This is a genomic window from Streptococcus pluranimalium (assembly GCF_047785745.1).
Classification (GTDB): Bacteria; Bacillota; Bacilli; order Lactobacillales; family Streptococcaceae; genus Streptococcus; species Streptococcus pluranimalium_B.
In genome coordinates, this window is sequence record NZ_JBLOJT010000025.1 from 1 (window position 1) to 19,043 (window position 19,043).

Genomic DNA, 19,043 nt, shown 5'->3' on the forward strand with positions numbered 1-19,043 from the left:
GTTGTCTTAAGACCTGAGTGACACTACTAACTATTAGAATATTTGAAATACTACTAAAGTACGTGAAATTTTTCGAGAATTTTGTCAAATATATATTCTTCGATAGCAGAATAGTTGTTTTTCTTTAGGCGACTAACCATGACTTTCCATGGAATCGGATTTTCCATTGGAATTGCAACAATGTCTTGGAGGACATAATTGTTCATCATTTGTTTAGGAATGATTGTCATCAGTTGTGGATTAATCCGGGTAGAGTTGACCAAAAAGTCCCATGAAGCAGACTCCAAAACAATTTGAGGGTTTATGTTCGTGTATTGGCATTTTTCCTTGATTAAGTGATGAATCATAAAGGTTTTGTCGAAAATAGCTAATTTTTCATTATGAAGTTCTGACCAAGTCAGGATTTTTTTATTGGCTAAATGATGATCCCTAGATACAAAAGCGCAAAGTTCAGATTCCTGAATTTTGAAAGAATCAATCGTGTTTGCAGCAATTCTTTCGGGATGGAGAAGGACAGCAATGTCCACATTCTCCAAAATTAATTCTTGACGGAGACGATTGGCACCAAATTCTTTGATGTTAAAGTGAATATTGGGATTTTCTAGGATGATTTCTGGCATGATTTTTGAAAAAACCACTGACAGAATGAATGGCGGAATCCCAATAGTGATATTACCTTCTACTTTTTGATCAGTTACAAATAGGTTTTGATGCATCTCATCATATTTACGAATAACTTCTAAAGAATCCTCATAAAATTGTTTACCCGTCATCGTCAAGCCAAGAATTTTATTGTACTTTTTATTAAAAAGTTTAATACCTTGTTTTTCTTCAAAATCATTGATCATGATGCTGAGTGAGGGTTGAGAAATATAAAGCTGTTTGGCAGTCCTGCTGAGATTGAAATTATTCTCAACAATGGCGATAAAAAATCTTAAATGTTTAATATCCACTCTAATTATTCCTTTCTTTCAATATCTCTCTGTCTTAATCTTAAGAAGTATTTTTATAACTGTCAATAAAAATGATAAATTTAATTTATAATAATATAAAAAAATCGAATTTTACAAACGTTTTCAAGAACGATACAATAAAACCATAAAACAGAAAGCGCTTTCTAAAAATTAGATTGGAGAATCACATATTGGTTAAAGAAGTTATTATCACTTCAGCTGTAAGAACACCTATTGGCTCATTCGGTGGTGCCTTTAAATCAGTCTCAGCTGTTCAATTAGGGAAAATTGTTGTAGAAGCATTATTAGAAAAGTCAGGATTGAAACCTGAGCAAATTGACGAGGTTATTTTGGGAAATGTTCTCCATGCAGGACTTGGCCAAAATGTTGCCAGACAAGTAGCAGTAACTGCAGGTATTCCAAATGACAAACCGGCATTTACCGTTGATATGGTATGTGGTTCAGGTCTCAAATCTATTGAATTAGCTGCTCAAAGCATTATCTGTGGTGACTCGGAAATTGTTATTGCAGGTGGGACAGAGAACATGAGTCAAGCAAGTTATGTGCTTAAAGATTATCGATGGGGGAGCCGACTAGGTGATGGAAAAATTATTGATACCATGGTCAATGATGGACTGACTGATGCCTTTCACGGTTACCATATGGGCATTACAGCCGAAAACATTGCCAAAAATTATGATATTAGCCGTGAAGAGCAAGATAAATTTGCTCTATCTAGCCAACTAAAAGCGTCGAGGGCTCAATCTAAAAATCGTTTTTTAGAAGAGATTGTACCAGTTCCGGTTCCTCAGCGAAAAGGTAACTCTATTGTAGTGACAGAAGACGAATATATTAAAGCAGGTACCACATTTGAAAAATTAAGTGCCTTGCGTCCAGCCTTTGTTCGTGACGGTTCAGGCACTGTTACTGCGGGGAACGCGTCAGGTATCAATGATGGTGCCGCAGCTGTTCTGTTGATGAGTCGCGATAAGGCTGAAGAATTAGGTCTTCCGATTTTGGGAACAATCAAAGCTTATGCAAGTGCAGGGGTGGCGCCAGAAGTTATGGGGACTGGGCCAATTCCATCAACTCAGAAAGTCCTTGCTAAAGTGGGGTGGACCGTAGAGGACTTAGAATTGATTGAGGCTAACGAAGCTTTTGCTTCTCAGGCTATCAGTGTTGTTGATGAACTTGGTCTTGATCCTGATATTGTCAATGTCAATGGTGGGGCTATCGCTTTAGGACATCCAATTGGTGCCAGTGGTGCACGTATCTTGGTAACGCTTCTACATGAAATGGAAAAACGTCAAGTGCATAAGGGACTGGCAACACTTTGTATCGGTGGTGGTCAAGGAACATCCTTGTTGATTGAAAAATAAAAGGAGATAGTTTCATGAAAAAACGAATGAGCTTAGCAGAAGCTGTTAGCCTTGTGAAAGATGGCGATACAATCATGGTTGGCGGTTTTATGACTAATGGAAGCCCTGAGCGTTTAATTGATGCTTTGGTTGAAAAAGGTGTTAAAAATTTAACGCTTATTTGTAATGATGCGGGCTTCCCTAATAAGGGTGTCGGAAAGATGGTGGCCCAGCATCAATTTTCTAAAATTATTGCCTCCCATATTGGTTTAAATAAAGAAGCAGGACGTCAAATGACTGCCGGTGAAACAGTAATTGACTTAGTACCACAGGGAACTTTAGCAGAAAGAATCCGTTCAGGAGCCTTTGGACTTGGAGGAATTTTGACACCAACAGGTATTGGAACCTTGATAGAAGAAGGAAAACAAAAATTACATGTTGATGGAAAAGATTATTTACTAGAGTTACCACTGAAAGCAGATGTCGCTTTGATTTTTGCAGATAAAGCTGATGAACTAGGAAATCTATGTTACAAAGGCTCTGAAAATAATTTTAACCAGATTATGGCAGCAAATGCAGCTATTACAATTGTTGAAGCCCGTGATATTGTACCAGTGGGTGATATAGAACCAATTGCGGTTCAGACACCAAGTATCTTTGTTGATTATCTAGTGGAAGGAGAGTAGTCTGAATGGTGAAAGAATTAAGCAAAGAAGAGATTCAAGAACGTATTGCAAAACGTGTAGCTCTCGAACTTCCAAATAATTCCTTGGTTAACTTGGGGATAGGGTTGCCAACTAAGGTTGCTAGCTTCTTACCAGAAGGTATAACGATCATGCTACAGTCAGAAAATGGTTTTATTGGCTTAGATAAGGCGGGAGATAATATTGATCCTACCATTGTGAATGCGGGTGGCCAGCCCGTTGGAATAGTGGCTGGTGGAGCCTTCTTTGATAGTAGTACGTCATTTGGGATCATCCGAGGTGGACATGTGGATGCAACAGTTCTAGGAGCCTTGCAAGTTGATGAGAAAGGTAATATTGCCAATTATCTGATTCCTGGAAAAATGGTTCCTGGAATGGGTGGTGCTATGGACTTGTTAGTCGGTGCCAAAAAAGTGATTGTTGCGATGGAGCATACCAATAAAGGTAAATGGAAAATTTTGAAAGAATGTTCTCTGCCTTTGACGGCTACAGGAGTTGTTGATAAGATTGTCACAGAAATGGGTGTCTTTAGCGTTACTACAGATGGAATTGTTGTAGAAGAGATTCATCCGGATTATTCTTTTGAAGAAGTTCAAGAAGCAACAGAAGCTAAGTTAATTTTTAATCAAAACTAAAAAACAATAGATAAATAAAGTGAGGAAATAACTATGTCTAAACAAGTAGTATTTGTAACTGGTGCAGCAAGTGGTATTGGCAAACAAATTGGCGAAACATTTTTAAGAGAAGGTAAGATTGTTGTCTTTTCAGACATTAACCAAGAAAAATTAGAAGCAGTTGTTGATGAATACACAACACAAGGATTAGCTGCGGATTCGGTTTTATGTGATGTGACTGATGAAGAAGCTATTAATCAAGCTATTGACTATACGATTGAAAAACATGGCCGTTTAGATATTTTGGTTAACAACGCTGGTTTACAACACGTTGCAATGATTGAGGATTTTCCAACAGCAAAATATGAATTCATGTTGAAAGTAATGCTAACAGCACCATTTATCGCTATCAAACGTGCTTTTCCAACGATGAAAAAACAAGGATTTGGTCGTATTATCAACATGGCTTCTATCAATGGGGTAATTGGTTTTGCTGGAAAAGCAGCTTATAACTCAGCAAAACATGGCTTGATTGGCTTAACAAAAGTCGCAGCTCTTGAAGCAGCTGATTCTGGTATCACTGTAAATGCTATTTGCCCAGGTTATGTGGATACACCGCTCGTTCGTGGTCAATTCGAAGATCTCTCAAAAACACGTAATATTCCACTTGAAAATGTATTGGAACAAGTATTGTATCCATTAGTACCTCAAAAACGTTTAATTGATGTCCAAGAAATTGCTGATTATGTTTCTTTCCTTGCGAGCGATAAAGCTAAAGGAGTTACTGGTCAAGCATGTATTCTAGATGGTGGTTATACTGCTCAATAAGCCGTCTATTCAGTCTGAATTAGGAGAGTAGGGGATGGGGTGATGTTGCTCTATCCCTTGTTCCTTCCAAATGTGAGAGGAGAAATATTATGGAATTTTTAGGATCAATTGGGGTTTTGGTGGGAATTGTCGCTATCATTTATTTTTCGTTAAAGGAAATCCATATCACCGTTGCGGCTCCTTTAGCTACAATATTAGTTGTTATTTTGAACAGTATGTCATTAGTTGAGTCAATTTTAGGAAAAGCAGCTAACAATTATATGGGAGCACTTGGCGGCTATATTATGAGTTACTTTGCTATCTTCTTATTGGGATCTATTTTAGCCAAATTGATGGAAGTAAGTGGTGCTACGGTTTCTATTGCCGAATTTATTTTAAAGAAAGTTGGCTATCAGAATCCCTATCGTATCTTAGTAGCCCTTTTTATCATAAGTGCTATCTTAACCTATGGAGGGATCAGCCTTTTTGTGGTAATGTTTGCTGTACTTCCATTAGCACGTTCTCTCTTTAAGAAGATGGATTTATCATGGAATCTCATTCAAGTACCACTTTGGTTAGGTATTGCAACATTTACGATGACTGTTTTACCTGGAACGCCAGCCATTCAAAATGTCATTCCAATTCAATATCTCAATACCTCTTTAACTGCTGCTCTTGTGCCTAGTATTTTAGGGAGTGTTGGTTGTATTGCCTTTGGTCTTTTTTACATGAAACGCTGTTTAAATAGGAGTCTGGAGGCTGGTGAAAACTATGCTACCTATACGAGTTACACAGAAGAAGATGCAACAGATAAAAATTTACCGCCATTTGTATCAAGTATTTTACCATTAGCATTATTGATTTTTGTTGCTATAACGGGAAGTTTAATCGGTGATGAATTTGTTAAGAAAAATATCATCTATGTAGCCCTTTTGACGGGGATTATTTCAGCTCTCATTCTATTTAATCGGTATATTGACCAAAAGATAGTAACCCTTAGTATAGGGGCGAGTGGTGCTGTTGGTCCTATTTTTGCAACAGCCTCTGCGGTAGCTTTTGGATCAGTTGTTATGGTGGCACCAGGTTTTGGAGTGTTTTCAGATATTATCTTAAACATACCTGGCCCTCCTGTTATTAGTTTAACAGTTCTGACTTCAGCAATGTCAGCAATTACTGGCTCATCTTCTGGAGCTCTAGGAATTGTTATGCCAAACTTTGCACAGCACTATTTAGATGCAGGTGTTTCACCTGATATGATTCATCGTGTGGCAGCTGTAGCCTCTAATATTTTGACTATTGTACCACAATCTGGAGTCTTTTTAACTTTCTTAAGTCTCACCGGCCTTAATCATAAAAATGGCTTTAAACAAACATTTATCACGGTTTTTGGAAGTACTTTAGTAGCTGAAGTAATCATTATTTTAGCATCATTGTTTTTTAGATAGTCGTATTTCAATAATTCTTTAGTAATGTGTATACTATCCTTAACGATGAAATGAGCCCTACTATTCTGCAGCATGAAGATAGTAAGGCAGAGGATACATCTTTTTCCTTGTCTCTAATGTCGAAGTTTCATAAAGAATTATCCTTCATGTTTGATATAACAAATCTCCATATTACTTTTGGTGAAAACAAAGTCACTAGAAGCAATATGGAGATTATTTTTTAGGATTTTTTAAAGATAGTTGTTAAGTGTCTTTTTTACCATCCAATTCTTTTCCTAGATTAATGATGTACTGTTTCAAATCATCTTTAACTTGTGTGTGCTTGAGAGCGTAATCGATAGAAGTTTTCATAAAGCCAAATTTATCACCGACATCGTAACGATTGCCAGTGAATTCATGTGCAAAGACACGTTGCGTCTTGTTCAGTGTATCAATGGCATCTGTTAATTGAACTTCATTTCCAGCACCGGGTGCTTGATTTTCTAAAATAGAGAAAATCTCTGGTGTCAGCAGATAGCGTCCAATGATAGCTAAATCACTTGGGGCGTCTTCTGGAGCAGGTTTCTCAACAAAAGTATCAACGCTATAAAGTCCTTTACGGACCTCCTTATGAGGGGCGATAACACCATAAGCCGAAACGTCTTCATGAGGAACAGGCATAACAGCGATAGTAGACGCATGTGTCTCTTCGAAATCATTAATGAGTTGTTTGGTCAAAGGAATAGCTTTATCGTCAGAAATATCCATGAGATCATCTCCGAGCATGACAACAAAAGGTTCGTTACCAACAAAGGCTTTTGCTTGTAAAACAGCATCTCCCAATCCACGAGGATGACTTTGACGGATAAAATGAAGATTGATAGCCGTTGTATCATTGACCAGTTTTAGAAGGTCGTTCTTCCCTTTTTGTTCTAGATTATATTCTAATTCAAAATTAGAATCAAAATGATCTTCAATGGAACGTTTGGCTTTACCTGTGACCACCAAGATTTCTTCAATGCCTGATCTGAGGGCTTCTTCTACAATAAACTGAATAGTTGGTTTATCAACGATTGGCAGCATTTCTTTGGCTAATGCCTTAGTTGCTGGTAAAAAGCGGGTACCGAGACCTGCAGCTGGAATAATGGCTTTTCTAACTTTTGCATTCATAATCTCTAATCCTTTATTCTGTCCATTCATTTTCGGAGCGGAATTCGTTAGACATCATGTCAAGAATTGATTCTTTGATGTCAGCTCCCTCGTAAATTATTCGATAAATGGCACTAGTAATTGGCATATAGACACCTAATTCCTGTGCCAATTCATAAGCGACTTTTGTTGTTGAGATTCCCTCAATAACCATACCCATATTTTTTTCAATATCTTCGAGTTTTTCACCACGACCAAGAGCATCACCTGCACGCCAGTTACGAGAGTGAATAGAAGTTCCTGTAACAATTAAATCACCAACTCCAGAGAGTCCACTGTAAGTAAGTGGGCTTGCTCCCATAGCGACACCTAGGCGAGTGATTTCTGCTAGACCTCGTGTGATAATGGCAGCTTTAGCATTATCGCCATAGCCAAGACCGTGAAGGGCACCTGTACCAACAGCGATGATATTTTTGAGGGCCCCAGCTGTTTCAACCCCAATGACATCGGTATTTGTGTAAAGGCGGAAGTAGCGATTACTAAAGAGTTCTTGGACGTACTTAGCTGTTTCTAAATCTTTTGAAGCTGCTGTGATAAGTGTGATATCACGAACGATAGTTTCCTCAGCGTGACTTGGACCTGAAACAACAACCACTTCTGAACGAAGGTTTGCTGGGATTTCTTCTTCAAGGATAGTAGATAAACGCTCATGGGTACCAGGTTCAAGGCCTTTAGAAGCATGCATAATGGTTACTTTATGCTTTAGCGTTTTAGCGACCTGCTTAGCCACTAAACGAGTTACTTTTGTTGGTACAACAAAGAGTACAGCGTCAACGCCATTTAATGCTTGTCCCAAATCATGGTAGCCTATAATCTTATTGTCAAGAACTACATCTTTAAAGTAGCGGGTATTGGTATGGTCTTGGTTCAATTCATCGATTTGCTCAGTGATATTTCCCCAAACACGCACCTCATGTCCGTTATCGTTTAGTACTTGTGCCAATGCGGTCCCCCAAGAACCAGGTCCTAAGACAGCAATTGTCTGTTTGCTCATAGTAACTCCTTGATTATAAATAAATAGCAGTTCTAGCAGATGAGAGTGGTTTGTCACGTAGTCATCTGTTAGTGATAATAGCTTCTTTATTATAACATAAAAACGTTTTAAAAAAATCAGTAGGGCGATTATTACTCAATGACGCACGAATGAAGAAAATACAAGTAACCATTTTCTTTTATATCTATTTTGAACGATATTTACAGATGTGCATTGTTTGCTCTCTATTTTCGGATAGCTTATAATAAAGTATTGTTCATACATTTGGCGTGGATTATTGTCAAGGTAAATAGTAAGTATCATGAGCCATATCAAAGAGGGAGTGGAAAAGAACTCTTTGTAACTAAAAAAGGGTTCGTCTTCGCTATCTTGTTTTAGGTCTGTTCCCGAGAATAAAACAAGAACGAAACAACCATTCAAGCACTACGTTAAGATGTTAAAACGAACTCTATATTGGAGAGATCATACTTTTTCTCAGTCTCTATACTACAATATCTAATTGAGATTGAGTTAAGGATCGGCATGCATATTTATTTCATAATTTGCGTTACCCAGAGATTTTCGATGTAAGAAGAAAAGAATGGGAAATCTTCGATAAAGAAACGAATGAGACCATTTCCAGATAAGGTTTGTTGAATATTCTCAAAGGGAATGGTTGCAAGGATGGTAAATACCATACTAAAACTAAAACAAACCACAAGGCAAGATAAGACTCCTGCAATGGTATTGTTGAGTATTGAATCGAAGCGTTCAAGTGGTGCAAGATGGATGAGTACTCCCAGTAGTCGAATAGCAGCATAGGAGAGTGCGTAGACAGATAGAAAAGCAACTCCAGCATAGAAGACTAAGTCATGCGAAAAGAGGTCGACATCTTTGAAAAAATAGATGTGTGAACCTTCGGTTGGATTAGCATAAGGCACCCAAATATAAAGCTGCTCGGCTAACGCTTTGTAATAAACTTTGGCAATAGCTAGAGAGACTAAACTGCCGATGGTATAAAAACCTTGGAGAAAAATGCCTCTTGAAAAGCCGATATAGAAACTCCAGGCAAGAATAATGAGCAAGAGGAGTGCTATCATAAATCTACCTCTGTTTCGTTTGTAAACTCAGCTGTCTTTTCATCAAGAAAACGTGCCCTCAGCTCAAGTAATTCATTTTCCATATCTTCAATCGCTATTTCGCGACTTAGCTGTGTTGAAAGAGCATTAATGGCTAGTAAGATAGCTAATGTTTCATTATCTGCTTCAGGGAGTCTTTCACGAATAGCCTCGTATTTTTCTTTAGCCACACGCTCCACTTCTTCCATGAAGAGATTGTCTTTATCAGTTGTTAACGTTAAGGGACGATCCCCAAAAACAAATTTATAACGATTCTTTTTTGTCATGAAAATACCTCTCAAACATTATAGCATAAAGGAGTTTTTAGGAACACCTTTAGCTTTTATTTAATGGCTTTCTAGCTTATGAGAAACCAGAATTATGCTATAATATAGCCTATGAATACTAGAATTTTAGAACAGTTAGAATTTGAAAAAGTCAAGGACTTATTTGTTTCCTATCTTCAAACAGAACAAGGGCTAACTGAATTAAAGAGCTTAGTTCCACTAGTTAAGGCGGATAAGATTAAAGAGCAATTCACAGAAATTGAAGAAATGGCAGCCATCTTTGTGGAAAATCATAGTTTTGCTTTGGGGAACTTGACATCTATTTCGGAAAGCATCAGGCGCCTGGAGTTGGAAGCTGACCTCAATATTACGGAATTGATTGCCATCAAAAAAGTCTTAGCAGTCACAGCTGATATGGGGCGTTTTTACCAAGATTTGGAAAATGTAGAGCTGGTTGCCCTTAAGCGTCTTTTTGAGAATTTGGTTGGACTGCCACAATTACAAGGCAGTTTGCAGTCGGTTAATGATGGTGGTTTTTTGGAAAGTTTTGCTAGTCCAGAATTGGAAAAGATTCGACGTCAAATAACAGCTAGTGAAGCGCAAGTGCGCCAAGTTTTGCAAGATGTTTTGAAAAAACAAGCTGACTATCTATCAGAAAGTTTGATTGCTAGTCGTAATGGCCGCAGTGTCCTCCCTGTCAAAAAGACCCACCGTAACCGAGTTTCAGGAGTAGTTCACGATATATCAAGTTCAGGAAATACAGTTTATATTGAGCCACGTGCTGTGGTTGCTATTAATGAAGAGATTACCCAGTTACAGGCAGATGAACGTCATGAGATGGCTAGAATTCTCCATGAGCTGTCGGCAATGCTTCGCCCACATGCAGACCTTATTCGTAATAATGCTTGGATTTTAGGACATTTGGATTTTGTCCGGGCTAAATATCTCTTTATGCGTGAGAAAAAGGCGAATGTGCCTGAGATTTCTAGTGATAAGAGTATTAATTTAATTAATGTTTTTCATCCCTTGCTTAAAGATCCAGTTGCCAATGATTTGCACTTTACCAAACAGTTATCGGCTATTGTCATTACTGGTCCCAATACGGGTGGTAAGACCATCATGCTGAAGACCTTGGGTCTTGCCCAACTGATGGCCCAATCAGGTTTGCCAATCATGGCTGATAAGGGGTCAAAAGTGACAGTCTTTACTCAAATTTTTGCAGATATCGGGGATGAGCAGTCTATTGAGCAGAGTTTGTCGACTTTTTCTAGTCATATGACCCATATTGTGGAGATTTTGGCAGCGGCAGACCAAGAGTCACTAGTCCTTTTTGATGAATTGGGAGCAGGTACGGATCCACAAGAAGGGGCCAGCCTTGCCATGGCTATTTTGGAACATCTACGCCTCAGTCAAATTAAGACCATGGCGACGACCCACTATCCCGAACTCAAGGCTTACGGGATTGAAACTAAGTATGTGGAAAATGCCAGCATGGAGTTTGACACAGCGACACTCAGTCCTACCTATCGTTTCATGCAAGGGGTTCCGGGAAGATCTAACGCCTTTGAGATTGCCCGCAGGCTTGGCTTGTCAGAAGTGATTGTCTCGGATGCCGAGAATATGACTGATACGGATGGTGATGTCAATCTCATTATCGCAGAATTAGAAGCTCAAACCCTCGAAACCAGAAAACGTCTGGATCATATCAAAGAGGTTGAGCAAGAAAATCTCAAATTTAATCGAGCTGTTAAAAAACTTTATAATGATTTTTCACATGAGCGTGATCGGGAAGTAGAGAAGGCTCATGAGGAAGCGCGTGAATTAGTTGACCTAGCTTTGCAAGAAAGCGAAGAGATTTTGAAAAATCTCCATGCAAAAGCTGAGTTAAAACCACATGAAATCATTGAAGCTAAGGCCGAATTGAAAAAGTTAGCACCGCAAGTTGACTTATCCAAAAATAAGGTTCTTAAAAAAGCCAAAAAACTCCGAGCCCCACGTATCGGTGATGATATCGTGGTGACGGCTTATGGTCAACGCGGAACGCTGACGCGACAAGTTAAGGATAAGACTTGGGAAGCTCAGGTTGGTTTGATTAAGATGACGCTTAAAGAAGATGAGTTTAATTTGGTCAAAGTTCAAGAAGAAGCTCAAAAAACTAAGAAAAAACAAGTATCAGTGGTCAAAAAAGCTAAGTCATCTGGTGGTGGACCACGGGCTCGTCTAGATTTACGAGGCAAGCGTTACGAAGAAGCTATGAAAGAGTTGGATGATTTTATCGACCAAGCTTTGCTTAATAATATGGCTCAAGTGGATATTATCCACGGTATCGGAACAGGGGTCATCCGAGAAGCGGTGACCAAATATCTCCGTAAGAACAAACACGTCAAAAGCTTCGGCTATGCCCCACAAAACGCTGGTGGCTCAGGTTGTACCATTGCTAATTTAGGATAATGTCTAGATTTAGAAGCCGTATTCACAAGTGAGATACTTTGATACAAGAGATAGTTTTTCGTAATCAAGGCAGCTTTTGGAGGACTGTATTTTGAAAAAAATTAACGGTGAGTAGCCTAAAAACTAGGCTTAGCTGGAAGTGCTAAAAAATGACTTGAACTGATGTTCAAGTCATTTTGCTTATTTACGATAGAGTTTATTTTGTGAGTAAATTGGATCAAAGGTAACATTGATCCCTAGTTTACGGAAAACATTCTTATCTTCTTCGGGGAGGATCACAGTAGAATGCACTTCACTACCTTTAAGATTTCCTAATTGTTCCATAGCCTTCTTAGCATCGGCATTTTCCATCGCTGTGATAGCCAGAGCAATCAAAATTTCACTTGAATGCAGACGTGGGTTTTTGCTACCTAAGTGGCTAATTTTTAAGTTTTGGATTGGCTTGACATAATCAGCTCCGATAAGGTGAGTATCCTTATCGATATCTGCTAATTTTTTGATAGCATTGATAATAACGGCGGCAGATGGGCCAAAGAGTTCAGAAGTCTTACCGGTCACGATATCGCCTGTCGGTAATTCCAAAGCTAAAGCAGCATCATTGGTCTGTTCTGCTTTAGCTTTGGCAGCGAGAACAACTTGACGGTCATTAGGACTGACGTTGATGTCATTCATGAGTAGCTCAATTTTCTGAACAGCTGTTGCTGGGACGCGTTCAGCCTTAGCTTCAACAACTGTTTGGTAATATCGGCGGATGATTTCCTGCTTAGCAGCTTCAATGGCGGCTTCTTCATCAATGATAGAGAAACCAACCATGTTAACGCCCATATCGGTAGGTGACGCGTATGGCGACTTCCCAAGGATACGCTCTAGCATGCGCTTGAGGACAGGGAAAATCTCGATGTCACGGTTGTAGTTAACAGTTGTTTTGCCGTATGTTTCCAAATGGAAGGGGTCAATCATGTTAACATCATCTAGATCAGCAGTTGCTGCCTCGTAGGCTAAGTTGACGGGATGGTGTAATGGAAGATTCCATACTGGGAAGGTTTCAAATTTAGCATAACCGGAGGTAACACCATTGATTTGATCGTGGTAGAGATTAGACATACAGGTTGCCAGTTTACCAGAACCAGGACCAGGAGCTGTTACAACAACGAGGTTACGACTGGTTTGGATATAATCATTTTTGCCCATGCCTTCTGGGGAAATGATGTGATCCATATCGGTTGGATAACCCTTGATTGGGTAATGGAGATAAGAAGCGATACCATGCTTTTCAAGCTCCTTGCGAAAGTTATCTGCAGCTGCTTGCCCAGTATATTGAGTAACCACAACTGATCCAACATAGATATTGAGGTCTTTGAAGGTATCAATAAGACGGAAAACTTCTTGATCGTAGGAAATACCAAGATCACCGCGTGCTTTGGAATGTTCGATATTATTGGCATTGATAGCAATGATAATTTCAACTTGTTCTTTGAGTTCTTGTAGCAATTTGATTTTATTATCTGGCTCGTAACCTGGAAGAACGCGTGCGGCGTGGAAATCTTCTAACATTTTACCGCCGAATTCTAGATAGAGCTTACCGTCAAATTGGTTGATACGTTCGATAATATGGTCGCGTTGCAGATTCAAATATTTTTCTGAATCAAAAGCTTGTGTCTTCATATTATTCCTGACCTTTCTCTTTTTAAAAAAATATTATAACAAAAAATAAGCCTTAATAGGAAAAAATAGTCAAAAAAAGAATCTTCCTATAGCTTCTGGTAAAATAATTTCTTATTTCACGGCAGGCTATAAGAAGAGCGTTTTAATAGTTACTGCTAATTAGTTGGTAATGTTGCTCTTTTCAGGATCATTATGAGCAATCCGACTAGCTGCAGCAGCGGCAATAGCACTGACAATATCGTCTAAGAAGGTATGGCATTGATTGCCAGGCTTACTATCTAATCTTTTGATGACCCCAGGTTTGACCTTATCGAGATACCCGTAATTAGTAAAGCCGATAGAACCGTAAAGATTAACAATAGCTAAGCCTAAAATTTCATCAATACCATAAAGGCCTTCATCATTGGTGAGGATATCATTGAGCGGTTGAGAGAGTTTGTTTTGCTCGGCTAACTTATCTAATTCCACGCCTGTGATGATGGCATTTTCTACTTCTCGTTTGCGCAAGACAGCATGGACACTCTCGGTGGCTTCTTCTAAGCTAAGATGAGGGATATAGGGTGTTTGAAGATGTAAGACAAGGTCAGCTATTTCCTTGATGGTAACGCCACGTTCTTCTAATAAAGCGCAAGCCTTCTCGTTTAATTGTTGATCAGTTTTCATCTGTAAATTCCTTCTTTCTGTCTCTTGTTATAAATGGTAAAAAGCTTTTGATACACTCATAGTAAATAAAAATTATCAGAAATGTCAATGATTAAGGTTAAAAATGAGATAATGATTGTTATGAAGTCACCCGTAGCCGATTTCTGACATTAGGTAATAAAAATGATATTCTTAAGGTATTAAGTAATACTAATAAAGAGGGAGACATGAAAATGTTAGAATATGATTTAATCGTTGTTGGTTTTGGTAAAGCTGGTAAGACCTTAGCAGGTAAAATGGCTAGCTTAGGCAAAAAAGTTGCCTTGATTGAGCAGGATGAGGAGATGTATGGAGGAACTTGTATCAATATTGGCTGTATTCCTACGAAAACATTGATTCATGCTGCAGAAGAAGGACTTTCCTTCCAAGAAGCTATGGAGCTTAAAGAAACAGTCGTTAGCCGTCTCAATGGTAAAAACAAAAACGTTTTGACGGGCGCAGGTGTTGATCTTTTTAACGCTCGTGCTTATTTTACAGGTAATAAAACCATTGAAATTGAGCAAGGAAGCGATAAGGACACCCTTACCGCTGAAACTGTTGTGATTAACACGGGTGCTGTTTCAAATGCTTTTCCAATTCCGGGACTTCTTGAAAGCAAGAATGTTGTTGATAGCACAGGTATCCAACATCTTGAAAAGACACCCCAAAAAATGGCTGTTATCGGTGGAGGAAATATTGGACTTGAGTTCGCTAGCCTTTACGCTCGTTTAGGTAGTCAGGTGACAGTATATGAAACAGCTCCTAAAGTATTAGGGCGCTATGAACCAGAAGCTGCAGAATTAGCTCAAGAGTACATGGAAGAAGACGGGGTATCATTCCGCGTTGGTGCTTCTGTAGAATCATTGGCAAATGATGGTGAATCCGTTATCATCACAGCAGATGGACAAAGTGATAGCTATGATGTTGTCTTATATGCTCTTGGTCGCAAACCAGCGACTGAAGACCTTGGTCTTGAAAACACTGACATTAAAGTAACAGATCGTGGTGCCATTGAAGTTAATGATTACCTAGAATCAAGTGTTCCTGGTGTCTATGCTGTCGGTGATGTTAACGGAGGACTTCAATTTACCTATACATCACTTGATGATTTCCGCATCGTTTTTGGACAATTGACTGGTAACAGTGATTATAAACGTAGTGACCGTATCAACGTGCCAAACACTCTTTTCATTAAACCAGCTTTGGCTCAAGTAGGGATGACAGAAGCCCAAGCTAAAGAATCAGGTCTTCCTTACAAAACAAACAGTCTTCCGGTAGCTGGTATGCCTCGCGGTCATGTTAATAATGACCTCCGTGGACTTTACAAGGTTGTGGTTAATATGGAAACCAATGAAATCCTAGGTGCTACCCTCTTTGGAACAAACTCAGAAGAAATCATCAACTTGATTAAGCTAGCTATGGATAATAAAGTGCCTTATACTTACATCAAAAACCAGGTCTTTACGCATCCAACTATGGCTGAAAACTTGAATGACGTTTTTAATTTTTAAGTTTAGAGCTCGTATTCATGGGTAAGTTATCAAGATAATCAAGGAATGTTGTGTAAGATCATTAGTTAGACTTTAGTAGTTTGAAAGGAGTCCGATCAAAATGAATCCAGAAGATTATATTAGCATTTTACGAGATGTTATGCGCATAGAATCGGTTAATGGCAATGAAAAATTAGTAGCAGAATATTATAAGAAATTGTTACAAAAACATGGGATTTCATCTACTATTATTGATTATAATGATAAACGAGCTAATCTTGTCGCAGAAATAACACATGGTGAAGGACCTGTACTGGCTTTATCTGGTCATCTAGATGTTGTTAGTGCTGGCGATAAGAGCAAATGGCGATTTGAACCTTTTTCTGGACATATTGAAGATGGTGTCATTTGGGGAAGAGGGGCATCTGATATGAAAGGTGGTTTGACAGCTCTTGTACTTGCTTTTATTGAACTTAGCAAGAGTAAACAGTTTACTGGAACTGTTAGGTTGTTGGCTACTGTTGGCGAAGAGATTGGTCAATATGGCTCAAAACTACTGGCTGATAAAGGATACGTGGATGATGTCGATGCTATGATTATTGGAGAACCTTGTAATTTAGCCGTTATGTATGCTCACAAAGGCTCCTTAAATTATAAACTAATCTCTGAAGGTATTGCGGCACATTCTTCGACTCCAGAGTTGGGAAGTAATGCTATTGAACATTTGAACACTGCCATATCTATGATTTCAAAACGCATTGAGGAAAAGGCAACTGCTTGTCCTAACGCTGTTTTGGGAACTACTTTTCATAATGTGACCATTATCTCAGGGGGCAGCCAAGTGAATTCTTTACCAGATTCTGCTTATTTTGAAGCTAACGTCAGGACTGTACCAGAGTTCAATAATAGCGATGTCATTAATGAAGTTAGAGAGATTTTAGAGGAGTTGAATCGACAAGAAGGGGCTAATTTGACGCTTGAAGTTACTGCGGATCACTCTCCAGTAGAAGCTAATTCAAAATCAAGGTTGATAAATACTATTATTGATGTAGTGGAGAACGTACCACATTTGAATCCTCAATATTTGATTCAAAAAATGGGAGAATTACTTGGCGAAGATTTACTAAAAATAGATCCTTCTTTAGAAACTTTAGATAGTTTAATTCCTATTGCCGTATCTGGAACAACAGATGCAGCAGAATTTATGAAAGTCAATCCTGAGATGGAATTAGCTGTCTATGGTCCAGGAATGCCTATGCTTAACCATAAGATAAATGAACGCTTGCCCTTGTCACAATATCTTGATTTTATAGACGTTTACCAAAGCATTATGAAAAGCTATTTAAGATCAAAAACTGATTAGTTGATATAATGTTAATGAAGATACCTGAAGGCCATCAATCAGTACGATAATACTTCGATAGATACACAATCTTCTGCAGTTTGGTCTATGCTGATAGTTTTAATTTTAAAAGGAGAGTAATGTCACACCGTATTTATGAGATGAGTTTTGCCAGTGTCTATGGTGCATTGATTGCAAAGGTTGAGCGTAAAGGCCAGACTAAGGCTGATGTGGATGTGGTCGCAGCCTGGTTGACTGGCTACTCGACTGCGCAGCTAAGTGATTTTATGGATAGTGATTTGACCTACGGCGAATTTTTCCAAAAAGCACCTCACTATCATCCTGAAAGGCTTAATATCACAGGTAAAATCTGTGGTGTTCAGATTGAAGCACTGGAAGATCCGCTTATGCAGGAGATTCGTCGTTTAGACAAGTTGGTTGACTGGCTTGCAAAAGGGAAAACGGCCCAGCAAGTTTTGGCCAAGTACGAGTCTTAGTAGTTTGTGGCGCTTGCTACTAATGCTCTTAAGTCAATAAAGGGCAGTAGGTCAGCTGCAATGACGAAACTAGTTTCAATCAGATTGGTTTGAAAGTTTTGATTTTAACTGATGCTAGCTAAGTCTAATGACTGTACCATAGCCAAGGATTTTTTGACTTGATATGCCGTTTTTTAGGTTTGTAAAGAATCGAAATTACTCCGTCTGAGGGGTAATTTTTTTGATGAAAGGCAAGTCTAAGCTCATGTGGTAAAATAGAAGAAAAGTGAAAAGCAGAGGTCATATGAAAACCTATGTTTGTTTATTGAGAGGTGTCAATGTTGGTGGAAAAAATCGACTGTCTATGACTGAATTAAAGTCTGTTATGGAAAATGCTGGTTGCTGTGATGTTAAAACTTATATCAATTCGGGAAATATCATTTTTCGGAGTTCTGAAGAAAAACTTCAAGAGTTTTGTCAAGATTTGATTAGAAAACGATTTGACTTAGAGGTAGCTTACCAAATTCTATCGGTTAGAGAATTGCTTGCTACAGCAGATTGTATGCCAACGTGGTTAAATCAAATTTCTGACAGTAAGCATAATGCTATTTTTTCAATTGCACCTTGGAAGGTTCAAGATATTATCAAGCGCATGCCCGACATCAAGTCAGATATTGAGCAGTTAGCAGCAGTGGAACACGTGCTTTTTTGGACATGTTCTAAGAAGGATTTTTCAAAAACAACTTATGGTAAATTGGCAGCAAAAGCTGATGTTTATGTTATGACAACGGTCAGAAATGCCAATACTTTTTTGAAATTGGTGGATTTGGTGCATGACTACGTGGAAAGGTTTGGTACCTGAGTGAAAAATTATGCTACCTTTTATGGGAAAATACTGAAAACCCTAGACAAATACCCGAGATTGACTTTAGTCATCTTAGGATACAATTGGTTAGTAACCAAATTAATGTATCTGTTGTTTCCAATGCTCTTAATCTTTCTTTTTTTGGAAAACCGTCGAGATTTCTGGAAAATTATTTTTGTCTCTGGATTCGCTTTTTTGGGAGTATCGCTTTTTCGTAAGTTGCTCAACCAACCAAGACCCTATGAAACCTGGGATGTTGTTCCGATTATGTCACGCAAGGGCAAAGGGGAGTCTTTCCCCAGTCGTCATGTTTTTTCAGCTACGATGATTAGCATGTGCTTTCTCTCTCAGTTTGTCTGGTTAGGGACTTTGTTATTGATTGTGAGTTTGGGTTTGGCAGTTTGTCGTGTTCTAGGTGGAGTTCATTATCCGAAAGATGTTATTGCTGGGTATCTGGTAGGAATTTTCTGTGGCCTTGTTCTTATCCTATGTTAGTGAGGCTAGTTATAAAATGTCAATCGAAAATGACAATGTCTTGAAAAAATCGGTTAGATAAGTGAAAAATCTGTTATAATTGTGGTTGAGCGGTATTCCTCTCACACTTGAATTCTTCATAAGATTTTCCG

Annotated in this window: 18 protein-coding genes; 11 read left to right on the forward strand and 7 right to left on the reverse strand. The window is 38.6% G+C overall.

Annotation, left to right across the window (positions count from 1 at the left end):
• Positions 1-53: 53 nt before the first annotated feature.
• The gene (locus tag ACMZ6U_RS04530; protein WP_416106628.1) at positions 54-953 is read right to left on the reverse strand and encodes a LysR substrate-binding domain-containing protein; all 900 of its coding nucleotides are present in this window, start codon (positions 951-953) and stop codon (positions 54-56) included.
• A gap of 191 nt (positions 954-1,144) precedes the next feature.
• On the opposite strand from ACMZ6U_RS04530, the gene ACMZ6U_RS04535 reads away from it, so the two are divergent.
• The 5 genes from ACMZ6U_RS04535 (at position 1,145) to ACMZ6U_RS04555 (ending at position 5,881) form a co-directional block, all read left to right on the forward strand.
• A complete protein-coding gene (locus ACMZ6U_RS04535; RefSeq protein WP_416106630.1) occupies positions 1,145-2,332 on the forward strand; it encodes an acetyl-CoA C-acetyltransferase in 1,188 nt (395 codons plus the stop codon).
• Between the two features lie 14 nt (positions 2,333-2,346).
• Complete coding sequence (locus ACMZ6U_RS04540) at positions 2,347-2,997, forward strand: CoA transferase subunit A (RefSeq protein ID WP_416106632.1); 651 nt, start codon at positions 2,347-2,349, stop codon at positions 2,995-2,997.
• A 5-nt stretch (positions 2,998-3,002) separates the two neighbouring features.
• A complete protein-coding gene (locus tag ACMZ6U_RS04545; protein ID WP_416106634.1) occupies positions 3,003-3,650 on the forward strand; it encodes a 3-oxoacid CoA-transferase subunit B in 648 nt (215 codons plus the stop codon).
• A 27-nt stretch (positions 3,651-3,677) separates the two neighbouring features.
• Positions 3,678-4,457: a 3-hydroxybutyrate dehydrogenase gene (locus tag ACMZ6U_RS04550; RefSeq protein WP_416106655.1), complete on the forward strand. Its 780-nt coding sequence runs from the start codon at positions 3,678-3,680 to the stop codon at positions 4,455-4,457.
• 89 nt (positions 4,458-4,546) lie between these two features.
• Positions 4,547-5,881, forward strand: a complete 1,335-nt coding sequence (locus tag ACMZ6U_RS04555; RefSeq protein ID WP_416106636.1) for a GntP family permease — start codon at positions 4,547-4,549, stop codon at positions 5,879-5,881.
• A gap of 243 nt (positions 5,882-6,124) precedes the next feature.
• Here ACMZ6U_RS04555 and galU read toward each other — a convergent pair whose 3' ends face one another.
• The 4 genes from galU to ACMZ6U_RS04575 form a co-directional block, all read right to left on the reverse strand.
• Entirely contained in the window at positions 6,125-7,030 is a 906-nt protein-coding gene (galU, locus tag ACMZ6U_RS04560; protein WP_416106638.1) for a UTP--glucose-1-phosphate uridylyltransferase GalU, read from the reverse strand.
• A gap of 13 nt (positions 7,031-7,043) precedes the next feature.
• Entirely contained in the window at positions 7,044-8,063 is a 1,020-nt protein-coding gene (locus tag ACMZ6U_RS04565) for an NAD(P)H-dependent glycerol-3-phosphate dehydrogenase (protein WP_416106640.1), read from the reverse strand.
• Positions 8,064-8,593: 530 nt separating this feature from the next.
• Positions 8,594-9,142 carry a CvpA family protein gene (locus tag ACMZ6U_RS04570; RefSeq protein ID WP_416106642.1) on the reverse strand — a complete coding sequence of 183 codons (549 nt, stop codon included), beginning with the start codon at positions 9,140-9,142 and terminating at the stop codon, positions 8,594-8,596.
• Positions 9,139-9,447, reverse strand: coding sequence for a hypothetical protein (locus tag ACMZ6U_RS04575; RefSeq protein WP_415671169.1), 309 nt, complete (start codon positions 9,445-9,447; stop codon positions 9,139-9,141). Before ACMZ6U_RS04575 ends, ACMZ6U_RS04570 begins: the two co-directional genes overlap by 4 nt.
• A 111-nt stretch (positions 9,448-9,558) precedes the next feature.
• Here ACMZ6U_RS04575 and ACMZ6U_RS04580 point away from each other — a divergent pair, with 111 nt between their 5' ends.
• Positions 9,559-11,898, forward strand: coding sequence for an endonuclease MutS2 (locus tag ACMZ6U_RS04580; RefSeq protein WP_416106644.1), 2,340 nt, complete (start codon positions 9,559-9,561; stop codon positions 11,896-11,898).
• Positions 11,899-12,078: 180 nt separating this feature from the next.
• Here ACMZ6U_RS04580 and ACMZ6U_RS04585 read toward each other — a convergent pair whose 3' ends face one another.
• Both ACMZ6U_RS04585 and ACMZ6U_RS04590 read right to left on the reverse strand, forming a co-directional pair.
• Positions 12,079-13,563, reverse strand: a complete 1,485-nt coding sequence (locus ACMZ6U_RS04585) for a DUF1846 domain-containing protein (protein WP_416106645.1) — start codon at positions 13,561-13,563, stop codon at positions 12,079-12,081.
• A 159-nt stretch (positions 13,564-13,722) separates the two neighbouring features.
• Positions 13,723-14,226 carry a phosphatidylglycerophosphatase A gene (locus tag ACMZ6U_RS04590; protein WP_416106647.1) on the reverse strand — a complete coding sequence of 168 codons (504 nt, stop codon included), beginning with the start codon at positions 14,224-14,226 and terminating at the stop codon, positions 13,723-13,725.
• A 212-nt stretch (positions 14,227-14,438) separates the two neighbouring features.
• On the opposite strand from ACMZ6U_RS04590, the gene ACMZ6U_RS04595 reads away from it, so the two are divergent.
• The 5 genes from ACMZ6U_RS04595 to ACMZ6U_RS04615 all read left to right on the forward strand — a co-directional run bounded on the left by ACMZ6U_RS04595 (position 14,439) and on the right by ACMZ6U_RS04615 (position 18,912).
• Positions 14,439-15,755 carry an FAD-containing oxidoreductase gene (locus ACMZ6U_RS04595; protein ID WP_416106657.1) on the forward strand — a complete coding sequence of 439 codons (1,317 nt, stop codon included), beginning with the start codon at positions 14,439-14,441 and terminating at the stop codon, positions 15,753-15,755.
• Between the two features lie 100 nt (positions 15,756-15,855).
• Positions 15,856-17,097: an ArgE/DapE family deacylase gene (locus ACMZ6U_RS04600; protein ID WP_416106649.1), complete on the forward strand. Its 1,242-nt coding sequence runs from the start codon at positions 15,856-15,858 to the stop codon at positions 17,095-17,097.
• Between the two features lie 119 nt (positions 17,098-17,216).
• A complete protein-coding gene (locus ACMZ6U_RS04605) occupies positions 17,217-17,573 on the forward strand; it encodes a DUF2200 domain-containing protein (protein ID WP_416106651.1) in 357 nt (118 codons plus the stop codon).
• A 283-nt stretch (positions 17,574-17,856) separates the two neighbouring features.
• On the forward strand, positions 17,857-18,414 hold the full coding sequence (locus ACMZ6U_RS04610) for a DUF1697 domain-containing protein (RefSeq protein WP_416106653.1): 558 nt from the start codon (positions 17,857-17,859) through the stop codon (positions 18,412-18,414).
• A gap of 123 nt (positions 18,415-18,537) precedes the next feature.
• Positions 18,538-18,912, forward strand: coding sequence for a phosphatase PAP2 family protein (locus ACMZ6U_RS04615; protein ID WP_416106659.1), 375 nt, complete (start codon positions 18,538-18,540; stop codon positions 18,910-18,912).
• Positions 18,913-19,043: the final 131 nt, after the last annotated feature.